Source organism: Streptomyces chrestomyceticus JCM 4735, assembly GCF_003865135.1.
GTDB classification, from domain to species: domain Bacteria; phylum Actinomycetota; class Actinomycetes; order Streptomycetales; family Streptomycetaceae; genus Streptomyces; species Streptomyces chrestomyceticus.
In genome coordinates, this window is the sequence record NZ_BHZC01000001.1 from 5701418 (window position 1) to 5719209 (window position 17792).

Consider the following 17792-nt stretch of genomic DNA (forward strand, 5'->3'; position numbering starts at 1 on the left):
GATCCGGCCTGTTCTGTGACTTCCCTCGACAAGGTCCCCGGCGTACCTTGAGCCACCGATCTGATGTGCCGTCAGTAACATCGGACGGCGCTCAACCGCGAGAAGGGGAACTCAAGGTGGCCCGCTTCTACGAACAGCACGCCGCGCGCCCCCGCCGCCGCGCGGCCGGCCTGGCCGCGGCCGTGGCGCTGACGGCGGGGTCCGCGGTCCTGCTCGCCGCGCCGGCCGCGCAGGCCGACGTGGTGGACGTCAACTACCAGTGCAAGACGCCGATCGGGAACAAGGGCGCGGTCTCGCCCATCGACATCAAGAGCACCCGGAGCGGCAGCGCGTACAAGCTCGTGATGTCCTTCCAGAAGGGCGTCTCCTCCAGCCCCGTCGAACTGGGCGCGGGCGCCATGAAGCCGAGCGCGCTCATCAAGGTGGGCGGCGCGGAGGACGGCACCGTGCCCGTGTCGGGGCCGCCCAACGACAAGGCGATCCCCGCCAACACCCCTATCAAGATCAGTGACCTGAGCGGAACCTACACGCCCCAGAAGAGCGGCAAGGTCACCTTCACCGCGGCCACGCTCACCATCAAGGCCCTCGGCACGACCACCACCTGCACGCCGGTCAACAACCCGAAGCCGTCGCTCACCCTGGACGTCAAGAGCGCGGGCGGAGCGGGGAGTTCCGGCGGAACGGGCGGTTCCGGCACCACGGGCGGCAGCGGTACCGGCGGGACCACGGGCGGCTCCGGTAGCAGTACCGGCGGCTCGGCGGGCACCTCCGGCGGCGGCGAGCTGCCGCAGACCGGCCCGGCCGACTCCGCCGTCGCCCTCGGCACGCTCGGCGGCACGGTGCTCCTCGCGGGCGCGGCAGGCGTCCTCTGGCTGACCCGGCGCAACCAGAAGCGCGCCTGAGGCCGGTCCCGCAGCCTGAAAGCCCCCCACCCCGCACGCGTACGAGCACAGCACCTGCACCAGCCCCAGGAGCCGCCGATGCCGTCCCGTACCCGCTCGGTGGTCCCGGGCGCAGCGCTCGCGACCGCCGTCGCGCTGCTGAGCCCGGCCGGTGCGTACGCCGCGCCCGTCCCCGGCCCGTCGGCCCCGGGCCCGGTCGGCGGGCGGTGGACCGCCGCGCCTGCCCCCGGAGACGGGGCGCGGCCCAGTGCCCAGGACCGCCCGTACTTCTACCTGGAAGGCGCCCCCGGCGCGGTCCTGGAGGACCGGCTGACGCTCACCAACCCCGGCGGCAGCGCGGTGACGCTCCGGCTGCGCGGTGGGCCGACCGGGTCCGGCGGCTGGATCTCCACGGCGGGCCAGGAGGTACGGGTGCCGCCGCGTACCCGGGCGGCCGTGCCCTTCACCGTGACCGTCCCCAGGGACGCGGCCCCGGGCGATCACCCGGCCGCGCTCGTCGCCGAAGGGAGCGGCCGGACGGCCACGGTCCCGGTGCACCTGAGGGTGACCGGGCCCGCACTCGCCGCCCTGAGCGTCGAGGACGTGGCGGTGGAGCGCCGGGGAAGCGCGGCCGTCATCCGCTACGTACTGGTCAACCGAGGCAACACCCCCCTCACACCACGGCTCGCGGTCGACGCCGACGGGCTCTTCGGACCGGCCCTGCGCCGCGCGGCGCGCACCCTCCCCGTCACGCTGCCGCCGGGCCGCCGGGTCCCGCTGACCGAGCCGTGGCCCGATCCGCCCGCGCTGGACTCGGTGGACGTACGGCTGACGGTCACGGCGGCAGGCGGCGCGCACGGGACGGCGGGGGCCTCCTACACGGCGGTGCCGTGGGGCGCCGCCGCGCTGCCGCCCGTGGGGCTGCTGGCGGGAGCGGCCCTGTGGCGCGTACGGCGCCGGAGGAGGGCGGCGAAGCCTCGGCAGGGCTCTCCGGCGGCGGAAGCGCCACAGGAGCCGCCACAGGAGCCGTATGCGGCCGCTGTGACAGCCTCCCGGGCGGGGGCGGACGCATGAGCGGCCGGATGAGCCCCTTCCTCGTCCTTCTCTGCCTCGTCCTGCTGCCCGTACCGGCCGCGGCCTCGGCCGCTTCCCAGGCCGCCCCCACTCCCCGTATCCAGCTCTCCGCCCAGGAAGCGGGCAAGGGCGGCACCCTCACCGTGACCGGCAGCGGCTGGCGCCCCAGGACGCTGCTCACCCTGCTCATCTGCGGACAGAACATGATCGGCGGCACCAACGCGTGCGCCAACGGTGACGGCCGGGCCGTGACCACCGGCCCGGACGGTTCCTTCCGCAAGGACCTCCCGGTCGCCGAGCCGCCGAAGCCCTGCCCGTGCGTGGTGCACGCCGCCACCGTGACCGGCGCGCCCGCCACCGCCGACGCCCCGTTCACGGTCGCCGGGCACCCGGTCGCGCCGCTGCCGAGGGCGGAGACGGGCGGGCGGCTGAGCGTCCTGGCGCCGCCCCGGCTGGAAGGCTCCAGCGGCCTGCTGACCTGGTTCGGCGCACCGGCGCAGCGTCGGCTCGTGGTCACCGTGGGCAACGTCGGCGCCACCCCGGCCAAGGACCCGGTCTTCGAGGTCGGCACCTCGCACGGGGTCTTCGCCCCGCAGTGGGAGGAGCGGCAGTGGCAGGGGACCGTGCCCGCCGGGCGGAAGCAGCGGATCGAACTGCCGGTGGAGCTGCCCGCCGGGGCGCACGGCGACTATCTCGTGTCACTGAAGTACGGCGGCAAGGTGCTCGCCGAGCAGCCGTGGGGCGTCGGGCGGCCCTGGGGCGTGACGCTGTTCTGGATCCTGCTGTGCGTCGTCGTGCCGGCCGCCGTCTTCCGGATCGGCATGGCCGTCGTCGACCGGGTCCGCCCGCGTCCGGGAGCCGCCCGTACGAAGGGCCGGCCGTGGGGGAGGGCCGTACCCCGGGCTCCCCGGCGTGCGGCGGCCGCCGGGCGTCACCGTGGCGCCCGCGCCTCCGCGCCCCGCACGGCGGAGCCCGCCCCCGCGGACGGCGACGCCGCCGCACCCCTGCCGTGGTTCACCCCGGACACCGCACCGTCCGCCACCACAGCACCACCCACCGACCCGCCGACGTCGAAAGGTTCCACGTGATGGTCCACGTGCTGAGGCAACGCAGAAGAGCGAGCGCGGGCGGCTTCGCCCTGATGCTCGCCGGTGCGGGCATTCTGGCGGCCGCCGGTCCGGCCGGTGCCGCGGAGACGGCGTACCGGACCGAGTGCGTACCGCCGCCGATCTCCGGACTGCCCGCCATCCAGGGCACCACCAAGGTGGAGGTGACGGCGCCCGCGACGGCGAAGGTCGGCGACGAGGTCGAGGTGGTGTGGCGGACGGTCGAGGCCGCGTCCAAGAACCCCGACATCCTCGACCTGGACAAGGACACCGTGCAGCCCAGCGGGAAGATCAAGGTGGGCGGCGCGCAGAGCGGCGAGCTGAGCGTCCAGGGGCCGCGGCAGAACCCGCCGATCCCCAAGAACAGCCCGATGAAGCTCTCCGACATGAAGGGCACCCTGAAGCTGGAGAAGCCCGGCGAGGTCACCCTGGCACCCGGCTTCTACAACATCAACGTCAACAAACCGATCTCCACCGATACGAAGTGCACCCCGAAGGAGGAGGTCGAGCCCGCCGCCACGATCAAGGTGACGGACGGCGGCGGCACAGGCGGCACCACCGGGGGCGGTACGGGCGGCAGCGGCACAGGCGGCAGCGGTACGGGAGGCGCCGCCGGCGGCAGCACGGCGAGCGGTGGGACGAGCGCCGGCAGCACCGGCGGCACCGCGGGCGGTTCGGACACCGGCGGTTCGACCGGCGGCGGTACGGGCGGTACGGGCGGCACCAGCGGCGGCTCCTCCGGCGGCGGAGGCGACCCCGACGGCACCTCCTACACGGGCAAGCAGGTCCAGGTCCCGTACGCCTGCAAGACCCCCATCGGCGACAAGAACGCCACCTCCCCGGTGCAGGTCAACGCCACCAAGAAGGGCGGTGCCTACGACCTGACCGTGAAGTTCGCGAAGTCGGTGATGGACAGCCCGGCGGACATCCCGGCCGGCGCGGTCAAGCCGTCCATGCAGGTACGGGTCGGCGGCGCCGACAAGGGCACGGTCACGGCCGACGGCCCGGCGAACAAGGAGCCCGTCAAGTCCGGGCAGCCGATCGCGATCCCCGACCTCAAGGGCACCTACACCCCGGGCGCCACCGGGAAGACGACCCTGACGCCGGGCGTGCTGACCGTCAACGCCCTCGGGACGACCACGACGTGCACCCCGGAGAAGGACCCGGGCGTCTCCCTCGCCCTGGACACGACGGCCCAGCAGGGCGGCACCAGCGGCGGCTCGTCGGCGTCCGGTGGCACGTCCGGCGGCTCCGGCGGCTCGATGGGCCCGGCGAGCGCGGGCGGCACGTCGGGCGGCCTGGCGGAGACCGGCGCGGGCGACCACGGCGGCCTGCGCGCCCTCGCCCTGATCGCGGGCACGGTGGTCCTGCTGGGCGGCGCGGTCTTCACCTTCGTACCCGGCCGGGCACTGCGGCGCCGCTGAGCCCGTACGGCCCGGCCCCGCACAACGCAGGAGGGGCCCGGTGCCCCATGGCACCGAGCCCCTCCGCGTACAGGGGACGCGCTACATCAGCGTCAGTGGACGTCACCCATCGACGCCTCGATCTTCTTGCGGGACATCCAGATCGCGACACCGGCCAGGACGGCCAGGGCCGCTTCGGACACCACCACCCCCGCGCCGCTGAGGTCGGCACCGGCCAGGGAGATCAGGCTGACCACGCAGTCACCGGTGGTGACGGCGAGGAACCACACGCCCATCATCTGGCTGGCGTACTTCTGCGGGGCCATCTTGGTGGTCACCGACAGGCCGACCGGGGAGAGGCACAGCTCACCCATGGTCTGGATCATGTAGACGGTGATCAGCCACATCGGGCTGACCTTGTCGCCGCCGGACGACATCTGCATCGGCACGATGAACACGAAGTACGAGGCGCCGACCAGCAGCATCGACATCGCGAACTTCACGACCGTGCTGGGCTCCTTCGAGCGCCGGGCCAGTGCCGTCCACGCCGCGGCGAAGATCGGGGCGAGCGCCAGGACCCAGGCCGAGTTGACCGACTGGAACCAGGTCGACGGGAAGTGCAGGCCGAAGACCGAGTCCGCGGTGTTCTTGTCGGCGAAGACGTTCAGCGTCGAACCGGCCTGGTCGAAGATCATGAAGAAGATCGCGGCCGCGACGAAGAACCAGATGTAACCGCTGACCTTGGTCTGCTCGGTCTGCGTCAGCTCCTTGTCGCGCTTGATGCGCACCAGGACCGAGATCGGGATGATCATGCCGAGCAGGCTGATCGGGATCAGCGCCCAGTTCAGCGTGAAGGACCCGGTGGCCACCACGATGCCGTAGAAGACGGCCGCGATCACGGTCCAGATCAGACCCTTGCGCAGCCAGCCCATGCGCTCTTCACGGGTGAGCGGGGTCGGGACCTCGTTGCTGCGCGGGTTCAGGTTGCGGGTGCCGAACAGGAAGCCGACCAGACCCAGCGCCATGCCGAGACCGGCGGTCGCGAAGCCCACGTGCCAGTTGATGTTCTGGCCGATGGTGCCGACCACCAACGGGGCGGAGACGCCACCGAGGTTGATGCCGATGTAGAAGATCGTGAAGCCGGAGTCGCGGCGCGGGTCCTGCGGGCCGTCGTAGAGCTGGCCGACCATCGTGGAGATGTTGGCCTTGAGCAGACCCGAGCCCAGCGCCACCATGGCCAGACCGGCGAAGAACGTGCCCTGGCCGGGCAGCGCCAGCGTCAGATGGCCGGCGATCACCACGCACGCGCCGATGATCACGGTCTTGCGCGGGCCCCAGACCCGGTCGCCGAACCAGCCGCCGGGCATGGCGAGCAGGTAGACCATCGCCATGTAGACGGCGTAGATCGCCGAGGCGGTCGCGGCGGTCATGGCCAGGCCACCGCCCTGCTCGCCCACCTTGGCGTCGGCGCCGCCCGAGATGAGGTAGAGGACGAGGAGCGCCCTCATGCCGTAGAAGCTGAACCGCTCCCACATCTCGGTCATGAAGAGGGTGGCCAGTCCGCGGGGGTGGCCGAAGAAGGTTTTGCCGTCGCTGGCAGGGTTCCCCTGCGCGCCGGCGTCCTTCGTCAGGCTGGACGCCATGGTGCTTCCTAGGTGTGCTCGGGACGCGTGAGGAGACCGCAGCGCGCCCGGGTCGGCTGACCGGCACCGGCGTCGCGCTGCCCGCCCCCACGTCCTCGGGGGCCGACGCCACTGGAAAGAGGAATCGGCAGGACACTCGCGACACCGGGATCCACGCCCCCGTGCTGCGTGCGCGGTGGACCCGGTCGACAGGTCATTCACTGTGTAGCAGGACCGGTGGTTCCGGCCCCGCACACAACAGGGACCGATGACGGCTCTTGAGCGTCATGGTCCCGAGGCTGTGCTACGGAGGTTGGGACACCATACGTCCAGCAACCGCACCGATGGGACCACTGAGACAACGGTCACATGATCGACCGGGAACCGTACAGAGGTCCGCGCCCGCGCCGTACGCCCCGCCCCGTGATCACCCGCCGGCCGCGAGCACGCCGCCGGCGCGCCGTCCGCGGGACGTTTTCCGGCCACCCGCGGGCCCACCGGGTCCCGCCCGGGGAGGTAAGACCTGGGACTACCATCGGCCCATGACCCGTGTACTGCTCGCCGAGGATGACGCGTCCATCTCGGAGCCGCTCGCCCGCGCCCTGCGCCGCGAGGGTTACGAAGTCGAGGTGCGCGAGGACGGCCCCACGGCGCTCGACGCCGGTCTGCAGGGCAGCATCGACCTGGTCGTCCTCGACCTGGGCCTGCCCGGCATGGACGGCCTGGAGGTGGCCCGCCGGCTGCGCAACGAAGGCCACAGCTTCCCCATCCTCGTGCTCACCGCCCGCGCCGACGAGGTCGACACCGTCGTCGGCCTGGACGCCGGCGCCGACGACTACGTCACCAAGCCCTTCCGGCTCGCCGAACTGCTCGCCCGCGTCCGCGCCCTGCTGCGCCGCGGCTCCTCCGTCGAGCCGCAGCAGCCGCCCGCGACACACGGCGTACGGATCGACGTCGAGTCGCACCGCGCCTGGATGGGTGACGACGAACTCCAGCTCACCGCCAAGGAGTTCGACCTGCTGCGGGTGCTGGTACGGGACGCCGGCCGGGTCGTCACCCGTGACCAGTTGATGCGCGAGGTCTGGGACACCACGTGGTGGTCCTCCACGAAGACGCTGGACATGCACATCTCCTGGCTCCGCAAGAAGCTCGGCGACGACGCGGCGAACCCGCGCTACATCGCCACCGTGCGCGGTGTGGGCTTCCGCTTCGAAAAGAGCTGAGCCCCGCCGCCGGGCGGGAAGAAGTAGAAGAACAACGCATCCCGCCCGGAGGACACCGTGCGCCGCCGTCTGATCAATTCCACCCTCGCCGTGGTGCTCGTGGTGATCGCCGTCTTCGGCGTCTCGCTCGTCATCGTGGAGACCCGCACCATCCAGTCGGGGGCGCAGGACAGTGTCGCCGCCGAAGCCGTACGGCTCGTCGGCATCGTGGAGAGCCGGCTGGGCAGCGGCGAGAAACTGACGCCCGAGATCCTCTCGGAGCAGATCACCGCGAAGCGGTACGCCGAGATCAAGGTGCCGGGCCGGGCCCGGATCGAGATCGGCGCCCGGCCGGCGGGCGACGTCATCGCCTCGACCCAGCGCGGTGACCGCGGCGAGGTGGTCACCGTCGAGGAGCCGCGCTCCACGGTCAGCGCCGAGATCGGCCGGACGCTGCTGGTCATCCTGGCCGTCGCGATCCTGGCGATCCTGGCCGCGGTGGTGCTCGCCGTCCAGCAGGCCCGCCGGCTGACCGCGCCGCTGACCGACCTCGCGGAGACCGCCGAACGCCTCGGCTCCGGCGACCCCCGGCCGCGCCACCGCCGGTACGGGGTCCAGGAGCTGGACCGGGTCGCGGACGTGCTGGACGCCAGCGCCGAGCGCATCGCGCGGATGCTCACCGCCGAACGCCGGCTCGCCGCCGACGCCTCCCACCAGTTGCGGACGCCGCTGACCGCGCTGTCCATGCGGCTGGAGGAGATCACCCTCACCGACGACCCGGACACGGTGAAGGAGGAGGCCAGCATCGCGCTGGGCCAGGTCGAGCGGCTCACCGACGTCGTCCAGCGGCTGCTGACCAACTCCCGCGACCCGCGCTCCGGCTCCGCCGTCGCCTTCGACCTCGACGAGGTCGTCAAGCAGCAGGTCGAGGAGTGGCGCCCGGCCTACCGCAGCGCGGGCCGGGCCATCGTCCGCTCCGGGAAGAAGGGGCTGCGGGCGGTCGGCACCCCGGGGGCGGTGGCCCAGGTCCTCGCCACCCTGATCGAGAACTCGCTGATGCACGGGGACGGCACGGTGGCGCTGCGCACCCGGGTCACCGGCAACCAGGCGGTCGTCGAGGTCACGGACGCCGGCCGGGGCGTACCGCCGGACCTCGGTTCGCGGGTCTTCGAGCGGACGGTCAGTGGCCGGAATTCGACGGGGCTGGGGCTGGCCGTGGCCCGTGATCTGGCGGAGGCGGACGGCGGACGGCTGGAACTCCTCCAGCAGCATCCGCCGGTGTTCGCCCTCTTCCTCGCCCGGGAGGCCGAGCCGTCGGCGGAATGAGCCCGGGAGCGCCCGCGGACCGCTCCCGGGGGCGCACGGCCGGCCTCGGCCGCGCGCCGGCCGCCTTCGGACGCGCGCCCGTCGCGCTCTAGTCGCGCGCCCGCTCGGCGGCGGCCGCGCTCGCCGCCCCCGCCCGCTGCGGCTGTGCGCCCTCGGCCAGGAAGGACTCCGCGGTCTCCACGGCCTCCCGTGCGGGCAGCGCGCGGAACACCCAGGTGCGGTAGGACCAGAAGCGGAAGAGCGTGGCCAGGCCGATGCCGAGGAACTTGAAGACGTTGCTCTGCAGCGAGGTGTCCCACCCGAACCCGTACGTCGCCACGTACAGGACGCCGTTCTCGATGATCAGGCCGACGACGCTGAACAGCAGGAAGAGCGTCAGCTCCTTCGTCCGCCCGTTCTTGTCGCGGTCCCGGTAGGTGAAGTAGCGGTAGCCGAGGTAGTTCGTGCCGGTGGCCACGACGGTCGCCACGACACTGGCCCGGACGACGGGCAGCTCGGTGAGGTGCCGTACCAGGTTGAAGACGACGAAGTTGACGAGGACTCCCGCACCCCCGACAGCGCCGAACTTCATGAGTTCGCGGGCCAGCGTGTCCAGTCGGGCCCGCAGTGCGCTCCGTTCACTCATCGTGATCGTTCAGCTCCTGTGGTGGGCGGTCGTGGGCGTCTGTGCACGGTCGCCCCCGTGCAACCGCACGCTCATGCTAACCAGGGGACCTGTGTGCTGCCTGCCATCCGTGACGGCAGGGAGGTACGGAACATGTCAGTCCACGGTCACGCGGAACCGCCGGGTCCGGCTGTTCTCGTCCTGTTCGTCGGCCTGCGGGGTGCCGCAGCGGAAGCAGTACCTGAGAGTCACCTCGGTACGTCCGGCGCCGCGCGCCATGAAATCGACGTAGCGCAGGCCGCCCGATCCCGGGCGGGCCGGCTCGTCGGCGTCGTAGTGCCCGCCGGTCCTGCGCAGTACGGCCGGGTCCGGCTCCGGTGCGGCGAGGACCCACCGGAAGCCGGTGGAGGGGTTGTCCTTGAGGCGGATCGAGAAGTGGGTGCCGGAGGAGACCGTGATGTCCCGGTCGTCCTCGCCGAAGACGACGGGTCCGGTCAACTGGGAGACCACCGCGTAGACCGCGGCGGCCAGCGCCGCCACCGCGACGACGATGCCCACGGTCCTGGTGCGCCCGGGTATCCGGCCCTCGCTCATGCGTTCCTTCCCCTCGGCGCGGGCGGCGAGCCTACCGCCCCCGCTGATCCCCGGGGGCCGGAACGGGGAGAGTGGCGCACTTGTGTTCGTACGTTCCTCCAAGGCGGCGACGGGGCCCGGTGGGCGGGCGGATACCCTGGGGGCGTGACGTTCCCGGTAGTCGGCATGGTCGGCGGCGGTCAGCTCGCCCGTATGACCCACGAGGCGGGCATCCCCCTCGGCATCAAGTTCAAGCTCCTCAGCAACGCTCCGCAGGAGTCGGCGGCCCAGGTGGTCAGCGAGGTCGTCATCGGCGACCACCGCGACCTGGACACGCTGCGCGCCTTCGCCCGTGGCTGTGATGTGATCACTTTCGATCACGAGCATGTCCCCACCGAGCACTTGAGGGCTCTGGAGGCCGACGGCATCCCCGTCCGGCCCGGCCCCGACGCGCTCGTGCACGCCCAGGACAAGGGGGTGATGCGAGCGAAGCTCGACGCGATCGGGGCACCCTGTCCCCGGCACCGTATCGTCGCCGATCCGGCGGACGTGGAGCGGTTCGCCGCAGAGATCAACGGGGGCGGCGCGCAGCGCCTCGATGAGGGGCGGTGGCCGGGCGACGGGCGGGACGGCGGCTTCCCGGTCGTCCTCAAGACCGTCCGCGGCGGCTACGACGGCAAGGGCGTCTGGGTCGTACGATCCTCCAAGGAGGCCGCCGAGCCGTTCCGCGCCGGAGTGCCGGTGCTGGCCGAGGAGAAGGTCCCCTTCGTACGGGAACTGGCCGCCAACGTGGTCCGCTCGCCGCACGGCCAGGCCGTCGCGTACCCGGTCGTGGAGTCCGTCCAGGTCGACGGCGTCTGCGACACCGTGATCGCGCCCGCCCCGGACCTCTCCGACGCGCTGTCCGGCCAGGCCCAGGAGCTGGCGCTGCGCATCGCGCACGAACTCGGCGTGGTCGGCCATCTCGCGGTCGAGCTGTTCGAGACCGCCGACGGCCGCATCCTCGTCAACGAGCTGGCCATGCGCCCGCACAACTCCGGCCACTGGACCCAGGACGGCGCGATCACCTCGCAGTTCGCCAACCACCTGCGGGCCGTCCTCGACCTGCCGCTCGGCGACCCCCGCCCGCGCGCGCGGTGGACGGTGATGGCCAACGTCCTCGGCGGCGATTATCCGGACATGTATTCCGCGTACCTCCATTGCATGGCACGGGACCCGCGGCTGAAGATCCATATGTACGGAAAGGACGTGAAGCCCGGCCGCAAGGTCGGACACGTCAACACCTACGGCGACGACCTGGCCGACGTGCGAGAGCGCGCCGCGCACGCCGCCGGCTACCTGCGAGGAACCATCACCGAATGAGTGCGAGCACTTCCCCCTCGGTCGGCATCGTCATGGGCTCCGACTCCGACTGGCCCGTCATGGAGGCCGCCGCCAAGGCCCTCGACGAGTTCGAGATCCCCTACGAGGTCGACGTCGTCTCCGCGCACCGGATGCCGCACGAGATGATCGCGTACGGCGAGGAGGCCGCCGGCCGCGGCCTGAAGGCGATCGTCGCGGGCGCCGGGGGAGCGGCCCACCTGCCGGGGATGCTCGCCTCGGTCACCCCGCTGCCGGTCATCGGCGTGCCCGTACCGCTGAAGTACCTGGACGGCATGGACTCGCTGCTGTCCATCGTGCAGATGCCGGCCGGCGTGCCCGTCGCCACCGTCTCGGTCGGCGGCGCCCGCAACGCCGGGCTGCTCGCCGCCCGGATGCTCGCCGCCCACGACCCCGACCTGCTGGCCCGGATGCGCGAGTTCCAGCAGCACCTGAACGAGCAGGCCACCGAGAAGGGCAAGCGGCTGCGCAACAAGGTCGCCTCGCCGGCCTTCGGCTTCGGGAGCGGCAAGTGAGCGCGTCCCTGGAGGCGGCCCGCGCGCTGCTCGCCGAGCACCCCGTCGTCGACGGCCACAACGATCTGCCCTGGGCCCTTCGCGAGCAAGTCCGCTACGACCTGGACCGGCGTGACATCGCCGCCGACCAGACCGGGCACCTGCACACCGACATCCCCCGGCTGCGGGCCGGCGGCGTCGGCGCGCAGTTCTGGTCGGTGTACGTACGGACCGACTACACCGGCGACCAGGCGGTCAGCGCCACCCTCGAACAGATCGACGTGGTCCGCCGGCTGGCCGCCCGTTACCCCGGCGACCTGCGCCTGGCGTACACCGCCGACGACATGGAAGCGGCCCGTGCCGACGGCCGCATCGCTTCCCTGATGGGCGCCGAGGGCGGCCACTCCATCAACAACTCGCTGGCCACCCTGCGCGCGCTGTACGAACTGGGCGTGCGCTACATGACGCTCACCCACAACGACAACATCGACTGGGCGGACTCGGCCACCGACGAGCCGCGCGCGCACGGCCTCACCGCCTTCGGCCGCGAGGTCGTCCGCGAGATGAACCGTCTCGGCATGCTGGTCGACCTCTCGCACGTCTCCGCCGACACCATGCGCGACGCGCTGGACACCAGCGTCGCGCCGGTCGTCTTCTCGCACTCCTCCGCGCGCGCGGTGTGCGACCACCCGCGCAACATCCCGGACGACGTGCTGGAGCGGCTGCCCGCCAACGGCGGTGTCGCGATGGCCACCTTCGTACCGAAGTTCATCCTGCCCGAGGCCGTCGACTGGACGCTGCGGGCGGACGAGAACATGCGGGTGCACGGCTTCCACCACCTGGACACCACCGCCGAGGGCATGGCCGTGCACCGCGCCTTCGAGGCCGGGAACCCGCGTCCACTGGCCACCGCCGCCACCGTCGCCGACCACCTCGACCACATGCGCGAGGTCGCCGGCGTCGACCACATCGGCATCGGCGGCGACTTCGACGGCACCGCCTTCACGCCCGCCGACCTCGCCGACGTGTCCGGCTACCCGAACCTGGTCGCCGAACTCCTCGACCGCAAGTGGTCCACGGCCGACCTGGCCAAGCTGACCTGGCAGAACGCCGTCCGCACGCTGCGCGGCGCGGAGGACGTCGCCCGCGCGGTGCAGGACGGGCGCGGACCGTCCGTCGCGACGATCGACCAGCTCGACGGCCTCGACGGCTGAGCGGCGCGACCACGCCACGAGGGGCCGGGCTCATGCCGAGCCCGGCCCCTCGTCGTGCGTTCCCGTCTCAGGCCTGCGGACGGCCCAGCGCCCGGTACGTCCAGCCCGCCTTGCGCCACAGCTCCGGGTCGAGCGCGTTGCGCCCGTCCAGGATGCGCGGCGTGGCCACCACCTCGGCCAGCGCGGCCGGGTCCAGCTCGCGGAACTCCCGCCACTCGGTCAGGTGCAGCACCACGTCGGCGCCGCGCACCGCCTCCGGCGCCGAGTCCGCGTACCCCAGCGTCGGGAACACGCGGCGCGCGTTCTCCATGCCCTTGGGGTCGTAGACCGTCACCTGGCCGCCCTGGAGGTGGATCTGCCCGGCGACGTTGAGCGCGGGCGAGTCCCGTACGTCGTCCGAATCGGGCTTGAACGTGGCGCCCAGGACGGCGACCCGGGTACCGAGGAAGGAACCGCCGACCGCCTCCCGGGTCAGCTCGACCATGTGACCGCGGCGCCGCATGTTGATCGAGTCGACCTCGCGCAGGAACGTCAGCGCCTGGTCGGCACCCAGCTCGCCCGCGCGCGCCATGAACGCCCGGATGTCCTTGGGCAGACAGCCGCCGCCGAAGCCGATGCCGGCCCGCAGGAACTTCTTGCCGATCCGCTCGTCGTGGCCGATCGCCTCGGCCAGCTTCACCACGTCACCGCCGGCCGCCTCGCACACCTCCGCCATGGCGTTGATGAACGAGATCTTCGTGGCCAGGAAGGAGTTGGCGGAGGTCTTGACCAGCTCGGCGGTGGGGAAATCGGCCACCACGAACGGCGAACCCTCGGCCATCGGCTTCGCGTACACCTCCCGCAGCACCTCCTCGGCCCGCCCGCCGTCGACACCGATCACGATCCGGTCCGGGTGCAGGGTGTCCTGCACGGCGAAACCTTCCCGCAGGAACTCCGGGTTCCAGGCCAGCTCCACGTCCTCACCGGCCGGCGCCAGCTCCGCGAGCCGCTTCGCCAGCCGCGCCGCGCTGCCCACCGGGACCGTCGACTTGCCGACCACCAGCGCCGGGCGCCGCAGCAGCGGGGCCAGCGACTCGACGGCCGACTCGACGTAGGACATGTCGCAGGCGTACTCACCGTGCTTCTGCGGCGTGTTCACGCACACGAAGTGCACGTCGCCGAAGTCCGCCAGTTCTTCCCAGGAGGTGGTGAAGCGCAGCCGGCCGCTGGCCCCCTCGATGCCCGCGACGTGCGCCCGCAGCAGCTCCTCCAGGCCGGGCTCGTACATCGGGGTCTCGCCCCGCTCCAGCATCGCGATCTTCGCCGGGTTGATGTCCAGCCCCAGCACCTCGAATCCCAGCTCCGCCATGGCCGCGGCGTGCGTCGCGCCGAGGTAGCCGGTGCCGATCACGGTGATCTTCAGGGCCATGGGTGCTCCAGGTGCATACGGGGAGGAGTGCGCTGCCTGAGCATAGTCCGGCCGGTGTCCGGCGGCCCGGGCCCGGTGGCCGGTACCGATCGGGTGCTGTCGGCAAACTCACGTATCCCCGGTCCCGTACGGCCCCCTAGAATTCGGGTTACTTAACGGTAGTTAGCACTGCAGTCAGCTCTCAGGGGAGTGAGAAACGTTGGCGGGAACCGCTGATTTCGATCTGTACCGGACGTCCGAGGAGCACGACATGCTCCGCGAGTCGGTGCGCTCGCTCGCCGAGGCGAAGATCGCCCCGTTCGCCGCCGAGGTGGACGAGCAGGCCCGCTTCCCGCAGGAGGCCCGGGACGCGCTGACCCTCAACGACCTGCACGCCGTCCACGTCCCCGAGGCGTACGGCGGCGCCGGCGCCGACGCGCTGGCCACCGTCATCGTCATCGAGGAGGTCGCCCGCGTCTGCGCCTCCTCCTCCCTGATCCCCGCGGTCAACAAGCTCGGCTCGCTCCCCGTGATCCTCTCCGGCTCCGAGGAGCTGAAGAAGAAGTACCTGGGCCCGCTCGCCAAGGGCGACGCGATGTTCTCGTACTGCCTGAGCGAGCCCGACGCGGGCTCCGACGCGGCCGGCATGAAGACCAAGGCCGTACGCGACGGCGACCACTACGTCCTCAACGGCGTGAAGCGCTGGATCACCAACGCCGGCGTCTCCGAGTACTACACGGTCATGGCCGTCACCGACCCCGAGAAGCGCTCCAAGGGCATCTCCGCCTTCGTCGTGGAGAAGTCCGACGAGGGCGTCTCCTTCGGCGCCCCGGAGAAGAAGCTCGGCATCAAGGGCTCCCCGACCCGCGAGGTCTACCTCGACAACGTCCGCATCCCCGCCGACCGCATGATCGGCGCGGAGGGCACCGGCTTCGCCACCGCCATGAAGACCCTGGACCACACCCGCATCACCATCGCGGCCCAGGCCCTCGGCATCGCCCAGGGCGCCCTCGACTACGCCAAGGGCTATGTCCAGGAGCGCAAGCAGTTCGGCAAGCCGATCGGCGACTTCCAGGGCGTGCAGTTCATGCTCGCCGACATGGCCATGAAGCTGGAGGCCGCCCGCCAGCTCACCTACGCCGCCGCCGCCAAGTCCGAGCGCATCTCCGCCGGCGGCAAGCCCGAGGACCTCACCTTCTTCGGCGCCGCCGCCAAGTGCTACGCCTCCGACGCCGCCATGGAGATCACCACCGACGCCGTCCAGCTCCTCGGCGGCTACGGCTACACCCGTGACTACCCGCTGGAGCGCATGATGCGCGACGCCAAGATCACCCAAATCTACGAGGGCACGAACCAGGTGCAGCGGATCGTGATGGCGCGGAATCTGCCGTAACGCGCTGCCGGCGAACCGGACGAGCGCCCCGGCCTGGTTTGGCCGGGGCGCTCACGGCGTTCCTTTCGGTACGTACAGAACACCGGGAGCGAGAGCCGTCGCGGAATCCGGGAACCGCCCGCGCAGCATCGACCTGGGGTCGTCACGCATCGCGCGGGTCACATTGTCGACCAGCAGGTCCGCCTCGGACGGCAGCAGAACCATTTCCGTGTCCGCCGTATGCCGGCCGTTCTTCGTGAGCCACATCGGGACGCGAATGTTCCCGTCCTCGTCCCGGTACGCCCGGCGGCTCGGAATAGGGTCCATCCGCCAGTCCGGCGGAGTCGTCCGGCTGCGTTTCTTCGGTTCGGTCGGCATGGGTACATCGTCGGCCACTCGGGCGGAGAGCTCCAGCGTTATTCGCGTTGTCGGGTAGAAGATCATGAACGGTATTGGTCGGCCCAGGAGGACAGGAGGTCTCTGGCCTCTTCTCCGAAGGAGGCATGGCGCTGGTACCGGTCGAAGACTTCGAGGTGTTCTGCGATGTCCCGGGCATCCTGGAAGACTATGCGCCCGGTGAATGTCTCGACAGTCGCCAGGCGGTGGTCGTAGACCGTGAAGGTGTTCATCGGGCCGCGCTCAAGGGCAGTGCCCAATGGGAGTACTCCCAGTCGCACATTCGGCAGGTGCGACAGTGCGGCAAGGTGGTCGATCTGAGTGGCCATGGCGGATCGTGGGACCACTGCCCACCTGACAGCCTGCTCCGTCAACAAGAATGTGAACTGCTTCTTGCCGTCGTGCAGGACTGTTTGCCGCTCCAGCTTCTTCGCGACCGTCCTGGAGATGTCCACCGGGGAGTGGTCCAAGCTGGCTCTGACGTACTCCGGTGTGGCCAGGAGTCCTGTCACCATCGCGGGCAGGAAGTACCGGAGTGTCACCGCTTCCGCTTCGAGGCCCGCCAATTCGCACTGGCGCTTCTCCAGTCCCCGCCGCCACGATGTGCGCTTGCTCTGCCATTCCGTATGGGCCAGCCGCGCGAGGCCGCTCACTTCTGCCGCGAGGTTCGCAGGGGCGTCGAGGGCTCTGAGAATCAGCTCCACGTCGACAAGGCTCGGCGTCACCCGGCCGGTTTCGATGTTACTGAGCTTGGTCTGGGACATGTTGCAACGCTGGGCGAGCCACGCCTGGGTGCGGCCGGCTCGCCTGCGCAGCGCGCGAAGTGCCTTCTGAAGATCAGCCTTTGACCGTCTCAGTTCCCCAGGATCAAACGTCAAGGCCCTTCACATACCTCTCGAAGGGCACCGCGTGCTCCAGGGCGATGCGCTTCCACTGGCGGTAAGGAGCGGGGTCGCCGTCGTACGCCTCGCGATTGATCTGTGTTCCGTCCGGGCGGAAGTTCAGGTGGGCAATGCGAGCATCGTCGAACAGCCACCAGTCACGCCCCGAGAGCGGCAGGCCGTAATCGTCGTGCGACACGTCCAGGACGCGAATGTCCTCACCGGCCGCGATGTTGCCGGGAATTCCCCAGGCGAACTGATACCGCTGGTAGTCGGTGAGCGGCCGGCGCACGATACGCACGCGGGCGATGCGCCGCCCGGATGCGACGTAACCGCGCACCCGTTCGTGCCAGCGGGCATTGTGGCCGACGGGCCTGCTCTCGCCCCGTAGGAATCGGGCGACATTCTCCTGTTCCCTGGGCATGGTGTAGGTGGGCTGTGCCTCGAACCGCCACGCCTCGCGCTCGAACGCGTCGAAGAACCTGCGCCAGTCCTCACCATCCAAGAGCACGGACGGCCTCCCGGAGAACGTGCTCGGGGATCTCCACCAGAGCCTCGCCGACGGGCGGCGTGAAGGCGGACGACACGTTCCCCTGTACGACGAACGAACCGTTCGCGGCCCGGTAGACGTTGGGGCAGTCATCGTCGTCGCAGTTGGGCCCTCCGGCGTGGCCGGTGAGACGGGTCAGTTCTGTACGCGTCATCGTGCCCTCCTCTGGTCCAGGGCAGGCCCCTGGCGCCAGGAGGACAGTAAGGCGGCAACGCGGACCGGGGCCATGGCACATCGCGAATATTCGCGTTGTCGGGTAGACGATCTTGAGAGGCTCCGGTCGGACGGGACGGACGGGAAAAGGCCCCCGCCGAAGCAGGGGCCTTC

The 17792-nt window shown here is 71.2% G+C and carries 18 protein-coding genes; 10 read left to right on the forward strand and 8 right to left on the reverse strand.

Annotation, left to right across the window (positions count from 1 at the left end):
* The first annotated feature begins 116 nt into the window (after nt 1-116).
* The 4 genes from EJG53_RS24785 (at nt 117) to EJG53_RS24800 (ending at nt 4485) form a co-directional block, all read left to right on the forward strand.
* Nucleotides 117-902, forward strand: a complete 786-nt coding sequence (locus EJG53_RS24785; RefSeq protein ID WP_125046598.1) for an LPXTG cell wall anchor domain-containing protein — start codon at nt 117-119, stop codon at nt 900-902.
* A 78-nt stretch (nt 903-980) separates the two neighbouring features.
* The gene (locus EJG53_RS24790; protein ID WP_244955313.1) at nt 981-1955 is read left to right on the forward strand and encodes a COG1470 family protein; all 975 of its coding nucleotides are present in this window, start codon (nt 981-983) and stop codon (nt 1953-1955) included.
* Between the two features lie 8 nt (nt 1956-1963).
* Nucleotides 1964-3043, forward strand: a complete 1080-nt coding sequence (locus tag EJG53_RS24795; protein WP_125046599.1) for a hypothetical protein — start codon at nt 1964-1966, stop codon at nt 3041-3043.
* Nucleotides 3043-4485 carry a hypothetical protein gene (locus EJG53_RS24800; RefSeq protein ID WP_244955314.1) on the forward strand — a complete coding sequence of 481 codons (1443 nt, stop codon included), beginning with the start codon at nt 3043-3045 and terminating at the stop codon, nt 4483-4485. The genes EJG53_RS24795 and EJG53_RS24800 overlap by 1 nt, the downstream gene beginning before the upstream one ends.
* Before the next feature lie 92 nt (nt 4486-4577).
* Here the strand turns inward: EJG53_RS24800 and EJG53_RS24805 are convergent, their stop codons facing one another.
* Nucleotides 4578-6107, reverse strand: coding sequence for a peptide MFS transporter (locus tag EJG53_RS24805; RefSeq protein WP_125046600.1), 1530 nt, complete (start codon nt 6105-6107; stop codon nt 4578-4580).
* Nucleotides 6108-6628: 521 nt separating this feature from the next.
* Between EJG53_RS24805 and EJG53_RS24810 the strand changes: the two genes are divergently transcribed.
* Together EJG53_RS24810 and EJG53_RS24815 are read left to right on the forward strand one after the other, a co-directional pair.
* Nucleotides 6629-7309 (forward strand): response regulator transcription factor, encoded by a 681-nt coding sequence (locus EJG53_RS24810; protein ID WP_030021664.1) that lies wholly within the window; start codon nt 6629-6631, stop codon nt 7307-7309.
* 57 nt (nt 7310-7366) lie between these two features.
* Nucleotides 7367-8614 (forward strand): ATP-binding protein, encoded by a 1248-nt coding sequence (locus EJG53_RS24815; RefSeq protein WP_031009348.1) that lies wholly within the window; start codon nt 7367-7369, stop codon nt 8612-8614.
* An 88-nt stretch (nt 8615-8702) separates the two neighbouring features.
* Here EJG53_RS24815 and EJG53_RS24820 read toward each other — a convergent pair whose 3' ends face one another.
* On the reverse strand, nt 8703-9239 hold the full coding sequence (locus EJG53_RS24820) for a GtrA family protein (protein WP_125046601.1): 537 nt from the start codon (nt 9237-9239) through the stop codon (nt 8703-8705).
* Between the two features lie 135 nt (nt 9240-9374).
* Nucleotides 9375-9812 (reverse strand): protease inhibitor I42 family protein, encoded by a 438-nt coding sequence (locus tag EJG53_RS24825; protein ID WP_125046602.1) that lies wholly within the window; start codon nt 9810-9812, stop codon nt 9375-9377.
* A 165-nt stretch (nt 9813-9977) separates the two neighbouring features.
* On the opposite strand from EJG53_RS24825, the gene EJG53_RS24830 reads away from it, so the two are divergent.
* Genes EJG53_RS24830 through EJG53_RS24840 form a run of 3 tightly spaced genes read left to right on the forward strand, consistent with a single transcriptional unit; the run spans nt 9978 to nt 12879 of the window.
* Nucleotides 9978-11153 carry a 5-(carboxyamino)imidazole ribonucleotide synthase gene (locus EJG53_RS24830; RefSeq protein WP_125049578.1) on the forward strand — a complete coding sequence of 392 codons (1176 nt, stop codon included), beginning with the start codon at nt 9978-9980 and terminating at the stop codon, nt 11151-11153.
* Entirely contained in the window at nt 11150-11686 is a 537-nt protein-coding gene (gene purE / locus EJG53_RS24835; RefSeq protein ID WP_125046603.1) for a 5-(carboxyamino)imidazole ribonucleotide mutase, read from the forward strand. Before EJG53_RS24830 ends, purE begins: the two co-directional genes overlap by 4 nt.
* Nucleotides 11683-12879 carry a dipeptidase gene (locus tag EJG53_RS24840; RefSeq protein WP_125046604.1) on the forward strand — a complete coding sequence of 399 codons (1197 nt, stop codon included), beginning with the start codon at nt 11683-11685 and terminating at the stop codon, nt 12877-12879. The genes purE and EJG53_RS24840 overlap by 4 nt, the downstream gene beginning before the upstream one ends.
* Nucleotides 12880-12946: 67 nt before the next feature.
* Here the strand turns inward: EJG53_RS24840 and EJG53_RS24845 are convergent, their stop codons facing one another.
* The gene (locus EJG53_RS24845) at nt 12947-14287 is read right to left on the reverse strand and encodes a UDP-glucose dehydrogenase family protein (RefSeq protein WP_125046605.1); all 1341 of its coding nucleotides are present in this window, start codon (nt 14285-14287) and stop codon (nt 12947-12949) included.
* Between the two features lie 199 nt (nt 14288-14486).
* Between EJG53_RS24845 and EJG53_RS24850 the strand changes: the two genes are divergently transcribed.
* Nucleotides 14487-15659, forward strand: a complete 1173-nt coding sequence (locus tag EJG53_RS24850) for an acyl-CoA dehydrogenase family protein (RefSeq protein WP_125046606.1) — start codon at nt 14487-14489, stop codon at nt 15657-15659.
* A 51-nt stretch (nt 15660-15710) separates the two neighbouring features.
* Here EJG53_RS24850 and EJG53_RS24855 read toward each other — a convergent pair whose 3' ends face one another.
* The 4 genes from EJG53_RS24855 to EJG53_RS24870 all read right to left on the reverse strand — a co-directional run bounded on the left by EJG53_RS24855 (nt 15711) and on the right by EJG53_RS24870 (nt 17619).
* Nucleotides 15711-16016: a hypothetical protein gene (locus EJG53_RS24855; RefSeq protein ID WP_125046607.1), complete on the reverse strand. Its 306-nt coding sequence runs from the start codon at nt 16014-16016 to the stop codon at nt 15711-15713.
* A gap of 62 nt (nt 16017-16078) precedes the next feature.
* On the reverse strand, nt 16079-16912 hold the full coding sequence (locus EJG53_RS24860) for a helix-turn-helix domain-containing protein (protein WP_125046608.1): 834 nt from the start codon (nt 16910-16912) through the stop codon (nt 16079-16081).
* Nucleotides 16902-17426 carry a DUF6879 family protein gene (locus EJG53_RS24865; protein ID WP_125046609.1) on the reverse strand — a complete coding sequence of 175 codons (525 nt, stop codon included), beginning with the start codon at nt 17424-17426 and terminating at the stop codon, nt 16902-16904. The genes EJG53_RS24860 and EJG53_RS24865 overlap by 11 nt, the downstream gene beginning before the upstream one ends.
* Nucleotides 17410-17619, reverse strand: coding sequence for a hypothetical protein (locus EJG53_RS24870; RefSeq protein ID WP_125046610.1), 210 nt, complete (start codon nt 17617-17619; stop codon nt 17410-17412). The genes EJG53_RS24865 and EJG53_RS24870 overlap by 17 nt, the downstream gene beginning before the upstream one ends.
* Between the last annotated feature and the right edge of the window lie 173 nt (nt 17620-17792).